Source organism: Nostoc sp. PCC 7524, assembly GCF_000316645.1.
Lineage (GTDB): Bacteria > Cyanobacteriota > Cyanobacteriia > Cyanobacteriales > Nostocaceae > Trichormus.
In genome coordinates this window covers 6627322-6635030 of record NC_019684.1, presented here as the reverse complement: position 1 = coordinate 6635030, position 7709 = coordinate 6627322, and the positions used below count along the sequence as shown (strand labels likewise).

Here is a 7709-nt window from a genome sequence, read left to right as displayed (position 1 = left end):
GTTGTAATCATCTTGGGACACACCCGGTAGGCAATATCCTAGCACCACCTGACCAACACGGAGAAGCAAAGACACATGAAGACGACACAGTACAGCAGTAAATTAAAAAATATTGATCAGAAGAAAGGCAGAAGGCACAAAGGTACAAATCTTGCCGAATTGTCGGCAAAATCTTTGATGTTCCTGAGTGGGGTAGGTTTGCTGTTCTTGGGTGGTTGCGCTGTTTTACCCACTAAGAATTTACAAACACAAACCAATGAAGTCCAGTCTCAGACGACAGCCCAAACGGCAAATGATACCAATCCCCTAGTTGCACCCCCACCAATTATTGCCGCATCTGGAGATCCCAATTTTGTTGTACGAGTAGTGCAGAGGGTGGGCGGGGCTGTGGTGCGGATTGATTCTGCTAGAACTGTGACTTCCCGTGTACCGAGTGAATTTAACGATCCCTTTTTCCGGCGCTTTTTTGGTGATGCTGTTCCACAACCTAGACAAAGGGTGGAAAGAGGTAGCGGTTCAGGATTTATTATTAATTCTTCTGGTCAGATTTTGACAAATTCTCACGTAGTAGATGGTGCCGATCAGGTGACAGTCACCCTCAAAGATGGCAGAACCTATGATGGGACAGTGCTGGGTGAAGACCCGGTGACAGATGTAGCTGTGATTGAAATTGATGCTAATAATTTGCCAACTATCTCTTTAGGCAACTCTGACAGTTTACAACCTGGAGAAGCAGTAATTGCTATTGGTAATCCCCTGGGTTTAAATAATACTGTAACTTCTGGAATTCTGAGCGCCACAGGTCGTTCTGGTAGTGATATTGGTGCTAGTGATAAGCGCGTTGACTATATCCAAACAGATGCGGCGATTAACCCTGGTAACTCTGGCGGACCCTTATTAAATGCCAATGGTCAGGTAATTGGGATGAATACAGCGATTATTCGAGGCGCACAAGGTTTAGGATTTGCTATTCCGATTAATACTGTGCAGAAAATTGCTCAAGAATTGATTGCTAAAGGTAGAGTTGATCATCCTTATTTGGGGATTCAAATGGTGACACTCACGCCAGAAATTAAAGAAAGAATTAATCAAAGATTTGGCGATCGCGTCAATATTACAGCCGAGAAAGGTGTCTTATTAGTGAGCATTGTACCTCGCTCTCCCGCAGCCGTTGCCGGACTCAGAACTGGAGACGTAATTCAAAGAATCAATAATCAACCAGTCACCACAGTAGAACAAGTACAAAAGCTAGTAGAAGATAGCCAAATAGGTAGCCCTCTATCCGTTGAAATAGAACGCAATGGACAAATCACCCAACTGGCAGTCCGCCCTGCGCCTTTACCAGTGCAGAGGGAAGGGTGATATTAGGCAGTAGGCAATAGGCAATAGTTATTCTCCTCTGCTCCTCTGCTCCCCTGCTCCCCAATCCCCAAGTTTCACACATGACAGCATCATTACCCATTATTCACGTAGGCAATCCTACACTACGCCACCAAGCTGCTGTGGTGGAAGATATTCATGCTCCAGCTTTTCAACAACTCATTGATGATTTAATCGCCACTGCTATGCAAGCTAACGGTGTGGGAATTGCTGCACCACAAGTGGCACAGTCTTATCGTCTATTTATTGTGGCTTCTCGTCCCAATCCTAGGTATCCCAACGCTCCAGAAATGAAACCAACGGCGATGATCAACCCTAAGATAGTGGCTCACTCAAAAGAGGTTGTCAAAGGTTGGGAAGGTTGTCTCAGTGTTCCTGGGATGAGGGGATTGGTTCCCAGGTATCAAGCGATCGCAGTTGAATACACTAACCGTCATGGTCAGTTACAACAGCAAGAGCTAACTGATTTTGTGGCTCGTATATTTCAACACGAATTTGATCATTTAAATGGTGTACTCTTCATAGACCGTATAGAAAATCCTTCCGACATGATCACTGAGCAGGAATACCAAAAAATTGTATCCCAAACTACATAAACAAAAATTCTTCTTAAGAATGATACCTAACAAGTTTTTTCGATGTATACTTAACCTATTGTTAACCTCAAGTCGGGTGTAGCTATCGAAATAAATGGCACAAACTATTATTAGTCGCGAAGGGTTAAGTCCTCATCTACCAAGGTTTTCTGACTTAACCTTTACTCAGCGTCACAGCGATGAAATAAAAGTGAATACAAATAGCAGTAGAGTAGTGATACAGCCACAATTAGAACTCTCTGCTACGGGTATGCAAGTTGTACACGCAACCAATGGGCGCATACGTATTAAAGCGACTGACGGTAGTTTTAGCTCCAACTTCCAGAGGATCACCCAATACTTACGGCAGTGTCCTGGTGTAAAAGAAGTTGTAACAAATGAGCAAGCAGGCAGTATGATAGTTAGCTTTGATGAGCAGCAACTGTCACTGTCGCAGATGTTGGGTGTGTTACAAAAATTAAATATTCAAACCTCCCCAAATTCGCCGCTATCAGATCCCTTCGCTCCTTGGAAATCTGTTGAGTTTTGGAAAGAGCAAACAATATCTTTTATTCCCTTGATGACTGGGTTAGCAGTCACAGGCAGATTAGGAATTAGCGGTCTAGCGTCAATTCCCGTCTATATGATTACCGCCGATGCTACCCGACGGGTGATAGATTATATCAAACCACGCATTTCTGGATCAGTAAGCGGTAAAAGTGCAGATGCAGATGATAAATCTGCACACGCAGAAAATCAAACTCCTATTGTTAATAAAAATAGCGAGACAACAAAGTGGTCAGCCAAAGTGACCTATAGTGTTGTACATCAGATACCTGGAAGAATTCGGTTTAATCTACCACTCATAGCTAGCGATCGCGCCTATGCAAAGCGGCTAGAAAGGTTGTTGCAAACCGATACTCTAGTAAACAACGTGCGAATCAATTGTGATGCCGCCTCAGTTGCCATTACCTACAACCCAAGGGCAGAAATAGCTGTATGCCATTGGGTGAGTCTGATGGAATCAGCCTTGACAACAACTACCCCTACAGTTCCCGTCAGTCCAACACCACAGCCAACACCACCAACCACAGTATCGACATCTGCACCAGAAATAGTGAATCAAATAACTGAGCTAACAGAAGCAAAAATATCTGAATCTGAAGGCAACAATACTGTATATATCTCCAGTTGGTGGGCTGAGATGAAGCCTGCTGCACTGTCTTATTCTCTAGCTTTTATGGCGAACTTGCCACTGTAAATATTTGCCAACTCAGGAATACTGGAGGAATCAAGATGGAAGATTCTGCATCATCAGACTCTGTTCCGCGACCGAGACGCGAAAAACTCACACATCCGACACAAGTAGCTTACAGCATTACTTACGCCCTACCAGGGCAGGTGACATTCTGTGTACCAAGGATTAGTGAAGATCCCACATACCTGCAACGACTTTGCAAGTTGCTAGCCCAGGAAAAGGAGATCATCAGTCAGAAAGCTAATCGAGATACGGGATCAGTAGTCATTACCTACAAGCTAGGATTAATGTCAGATTTTGAGATGCGATCGCATCTGGCTAATTTACTGCAAGCAGCTGATCACGCACAAGTAAAACCAGAGATTGCATCCTCTCCGCCTCAGCCTAGCATTAACCCACAAACAACTGAAGAACCTGCAACAGTCGCCTGTAACATCGTTCATGCGATCCCCGGACGAGTGCGGTTTCATGTGCCGCAAATCGCCTCAGATCCAGCATACGTCCAACGTTTAGAGGCTGTATTACAAGCAGATCCAGTAGTGAAAAGTGAACGAGTTAATCGAGATGCAGCATCAGTTGTCATTACCTATCAACCGACAATGTTCCGAAGTTCCCACCAACAAATGCAAAGTGTGTTTACAGCCGCAGTTACCCATCTACAGGATCTAATTCAATCGGCGGGGATCACTGCTAACGCTAACCACAATTAACAAAATCATAAATCTGCATTCAGTTATCTCATCTCTTCAGATGGGGGATAGTGCTGAAAGTTCAATGGCAAAGATATCTTGCCTAGGGGTACTTATTTTCTTTTTTTACTGAAGAGACTACTGCAAACACAAGTTTATTCACCGTTTCAGGGATTCATCAATGGCAAAAACAACCGTTCAACTCGCGTCACCCCTTCCTCCTCAATCTTTAGAAGTCGTAGAGGTACAACATGAGGAAGTGTCTGTAACTTCCATCTCTGCCTATCAGACAGCCGAAAAACAGCATGGCAAAGTTACTGCAACTACTTCTGCAAAGCAGATTCTTCCAGTGACGCATAGTATTGTCCATGCAGTACCGGGCAGGTTGCGGTGGCGTGTGCCTCGGTTACGCTACGATGCTGATTATGCCCAGCGTCTTTTAGCTTTACTAGAAGCTGATACCCTGATTACAAATGTCAGAATTAAGCCGGCTGCGGCCTCTTTAGTTGTCACCTACAAAGTGAGTGCAATTAAAGATGCCAAAATGCGATCGCGCCTCAGTTGTCTGATTGTCGCTGCTAGTGATCCTGGCATCTTACCACTCAACACCAAGCAGACATTAGCTAAATCAGAAGATGAGGAAGAACAATCTTGGCCGGGATTGCAACTTTCGGTTTTAGCCACTGGTTTAGCATTGCTGGGTGGGCCTTTGGGCGTAACTATCCCCCCCATCTTGACGGCAGGAACTATTGCTCTGGCCACTTTACCCGTAGTGCAGAGAGCGTTTATTGGGATTGTTGCACAACGCAAACTGACTATCGACTTTTTAGACTTTATGGCGATCGCTATCACCACAGTCCAAGGTCAGTTTCTCACCCCGGCGTTGATGTTAAGTTTAATTGAGATTGGGGAGAATATCCGCGATCGCACGGCTCGTTCCTCCAAAATGCAAACCCTAGATTTATTGAACTCCCTAGGCCAGTTTGTCTGGGTAGAACGCGATGGTGAGAAGGTGCAAATTCCCATCCAACAAGTACATCCAGGGGATACAGTCATCGTTTACCCTGGCGAACAAATCCCCGTAGATGGCAGCATCATCAAAGGTAAGGCACTCCTAGATGAACAAAAACTGACAGGTGAATCTGTGCCGATTTTGAAAACCAAGGGACAGTCTGTATTTGCCTCCACTCTGGTAAGGGAAGGCCGAGTTTACATCCTCGTGGAACGGGTAGGTAACGACACCCGCGCCGGACAGAGTATCAAGTTAATGCAGGAAGCTCCTGTCCATGATACCCGGATGGAAAACTACGCCATCAAATTTGCTGAGAAAGCTGTGTTGCCAACTTTGTTACTAGGGGCAGGCGTATTTGCACTGACGCGGAACCCCGCAAGGGCTGCTAGTGTTTTAACCCTGGATTTTGCTACCGGCATTAGAGTTTCCGTCCCGACAACTGTTTTAGCAGCACTCAGCTATGCCGCCCGCCAAGGTGTTCTCATCCGTAGCGGTCGCGCCCTAGAACAACTAGCGGCAGTTGATACAGTCGTATTTGATAAAACAGGCACACTCACCCAAGGAGAAGTATCGGTAATTGCGGTTGAAAGTTTTAACCCAGAAATATCTAGCGATCGCATCTTAGCCATAGCTGCCGCCGCCGAACAGCGTCTGACACATCCAGTAGCCGAAGCTGTAATTCGCTATGCCCAAACCCAAAAAGTCGCCATTCCCAGCCGGAGCAAGTGGGATTATCAACTGGGTTTAGGTGTCAAAGCCGAGATTGATGGCGAGACTGTCTATGTAGGGAGTGAAAGATTTTTGCGCCAGCAAGAGATTAACATGGACGCGCTCAACGGCAACGGCTCTAAAGCTACCTCGGTAATTTATGTAGCCAGTAATGGGCAACTTCAAGGTAGAATAAAGTATAGTGATGTTCTCCGCCCAGAGAGCCGGGAAGTCATCTCCCAACTCATGACGGTAGACGGTGTGGAGGTGCATATGCTGACTGGGGATAACAAGCGAACAGCGCAAGCTGTAGCAACTGAATTGGGGATTGCGCCAGCCAATACTCACGCAGAAGCTTTTCCAGAGCAGAAAGCCACGGTAGTACGTCAACTGCACGAACAAGGTAAAACAGTGGCCTTTGTGGGAGATGGGATCAACGACTCCCCAGCTTTAGCCTACGCCGATGTCTCCGTATCCTTTGCCCACGGTTCCGAAATCGCCCGCGAAACAGCAGACGTGGTGTTAATGCAGAATGACTTGCATGGATTATTGGAGGCGATCGCGATCGCCCGTCAAGCCAAGAGTTTAATTCGACAAAACACCAGTATTGTTGCTATTCCTAACTTGGCAGCATTAATGGTAGCAGTATTGTTTGGATTGAACCCCTTAGCAGCAACCGTAGTCAACAATGGCTCTACCATCGTGGCTGGAGTCAACGGCTTACGCCCAATCATCAAACATTCAATGAAAACAGCTCTACCATCAGGGAGATGAGGTAGCAAATCTAGGCATATTAGGCTAGAAAGCTTTAATACTTACAAGTTTTCAAATTCACATTTCCGGAGGAATTAATTATGGCCCCTAAAATTACTGACTTTGTTGAAGAAGCCGGCGCTCCTGGTTTAATCGCTGGGATTGGAGCTGTACTTCTAGCTCCCGTTCTCCTACCTGTAGTAGCGGGAATTGGTAAACCCATAGCCAAGTCAATCATCAAAGGTGGTATCGTTGCCTACGAAAAGAGCAAAGGCGCTTTTGCTGAACTAGGTGAAACTTGGGAAGATATCGTTGCAGAAGCTAAGGCTGAACTAGCAGAAGCTAAAGAAACACCAGTTTTTGAAGCTGCTAGCACTAGCATTGATACTGTTTCTGATAATGGTGTGTAAATTGGTAACGGGTGATCAGTAATTGTTCATTGGTTGCTTTTCCATGATCAATTACTCACCTTGTCCAATCTGATTACTTATGCTTTGGGAATTAATTGAGATGGGTTGCTTACCCATCTCTAAGTTTAATATCCTAGTGGACTGATACAGCTAATTTTGTGTATTAGAGAAAAACAAGAAATATTGATTTATCTAAGTTTAAAAAATCTCAGTTGTCTATAGTTTTGAATTACAAATTGGAAATTAATTAAAAACCAAATAAAAACATTAAATTCGGAGGATGGTTTGATGTTGACAAATAATTACGGTAGTCTGACTACAATGCCCAAATTAAAACAGAAAATTAACTTTAAAACACCATCCAAACCAATATCTATATCTACAAAAATTGTTAGTGATACCCCAGGTAGACTACGGTTGAGAATTGCCCAATCTCACCGCCAACCAGACATCATGCAACACATTGCTCATGCACTGGAAGCTAAATCTACTGTGCAGAAAGTACGGACTAATATTCATCATGGCAGTATTGTCATTAAGCATGATGGTACAGATGCCAGCTTAGAAGATGTGCTAGCAACACTACGAGATTTGGGGATAATTTTTGCAGAAACTACAGAGGGTAATACCGAAGCGGCAACGACTGTAGCCAGTGCAGTGATAGATTTGAATAAACGAGTCAAACAAGCGACGGATGGAGTTGTTGATATCCGCTTTCTTTTTCCCTTGGGACTGAGTTTTTTGGCTGTAAGACAGTTAATAATTAAAGGTTTACAGTTTGAGATTATTCCCTGGTACGTCTTAGCTTGGTATTCCTTTGATAGTTTTATTAAACTTCATGGGATTACACCACAAAAGCCTAGTGCTGAGTCGGGAGAATCTTAATTGGGCATTGGGAATGGGGCATTGGGGTAAAATCTCCTC

7 protein-coding genes are annotated in these 7709 nt (G+C 44.6%); all 7 read left to right on the top strand.

The window, feature by feature from the left end:
- Positions 1 to 75 precede the first annotated feature (75 nt).
- Positions 76 to 1362 (top strand): HhoA/HhoB/HtrA family serine endopeptidase, encoded by a 1287-nt coding sequence (locus tag NOS7524_RS27130; RefSeq protein WP_015141685.1) that lies wholly within the window; start codon positions 76 to 78, stop codon positions 1360 to 1362.
- An 80-nt stretch (positions 1363 to 1442) separates the two neighbouring features.
- Positions 1443 to 1976, top strand: a complete 534-nt coding sequence (def, locus tag NOS7524_RS27125; protein WP_015141684.1) for a peptide deformylase — start codon at positions 1443 to 1445, stop codon at positions 1974 to 1976.
- Between the two features lie 94 nt (positions 1977 to 2070).
- Complete coding sequence (locus tag NOS7524_RS27120) at positions 2071 to 3216, top strand: HMA2 domain-containing protein (protein WP_015141683.1); 1146 nt, start codon at positions 2071 to 2073, stop codon at positions 3214 to 3216.
- A 35-nt stretch (positions 3217 to 3251) separates the two neighbouring features.
- The gene (locus NOS7524_RS27115; RefSeq protein WP_015141682.1) at positions 3252 to 3923 is read left to right on the top strand and encodes a hypothetical protein; all 672 of its coding nucleotides are present in this window, start codon (positions 3252 to 3254) and stop codon (positions 3921 to 3923) included.
- A 160-nt stretch (positions 3924 to 4083) separates the two neighbouring features.
- Positions 4084 to 6396 carry a heavy metal translocating P-type ATPase gene (locus tag NOS7524_RS27110; RefSeq protein ID WP_015141681.1) on the top strand — a complete coding sequence of 771 codons (2313 nt, stop codon included), beginning with the start codon at positions 4084 to 4086 and terminating at the stop codon, positions 6394 to 6396.
- A gap of 80 nt (positions 6397 to 6476) precedes the next feature.
- Complete coding sequence (locus NOS7524_RS27105) at positions 6477 to 6785, top strand: DUF5132 domain-containing protein (protein WP_015141680.1); 309 nt, start codon at positions 6477 to 6479, stop codon at positions 6783 to 6785.
- Positions 6786 to 7073: 288 nt separating this feature from the next.
- On the top strand, positions 7074 to 7670 hold the full coding sequence (locus NOS7524_RS27100) for an HMA2 domain-containing protein (RefSeq protein ID WP_015141679.1): 597 nt from the start codon (positions 7074 to 7076) through the stop codon (positions 7668 to 7670).
- Positions 7671 to 7709: the final 39 nt, after the last annotated feature.

What these genes read in the sequence shown, in the direction of transcription:
- NOS7524_RS27115 (WP_015141682.1), top strand. Translation starts at nt 3,252, where the DNA reads ATGGAAGATTCTGCATCATCAGACTCTGTTCCGCGACCGAGACGCGAA.
- NOS7524_RS27100 (WP_015141679.1), top strand. Translation starts at nt 7,074, where the DNA reads ATGTTGACAAATAATTACGGTAGTCTGACTACAATGCCCAAATTAAAA.
- def (WP_015141684.1), top strand. Translation starts at nt 1,443, where the DNA reads ATGACAGCATCATTACCCATTATTCACGTAGGCAATCCTACACTACGC.
- NOS7524_RS27120 (WP_015141683.1), top strand. Translation starts at nt 2,071, where the DNA reads ATGGCACAAACTATTATTAGTCGCGAAGGGTTAAGTCCTCATCTACCA.
- NOS7524_RS27105 (WP_015141680.1), top strand. Translation starts at nt 6,477, where the DNA reads ATGGCCCCTAAAATTACTGACTTTGTTGAAGAAGCCGGCGCTCCTGGT.
- NOS7524_RS27110 (WP_015141681.1), top strand. Translation starts at nt 4,084, where the DNA reads ATGGCAAAAACAACCGTTCAACTCGCGTCACCCCTTCCTCCTCAATCT.
- NOS7524_RS27130 (WP_015141685.1), top strand. Translation starts at nt 76, where the DNA reads ATGAAGACGACACAGTACAGCAGTAAATTAAAAAATATTGATCAGAAG.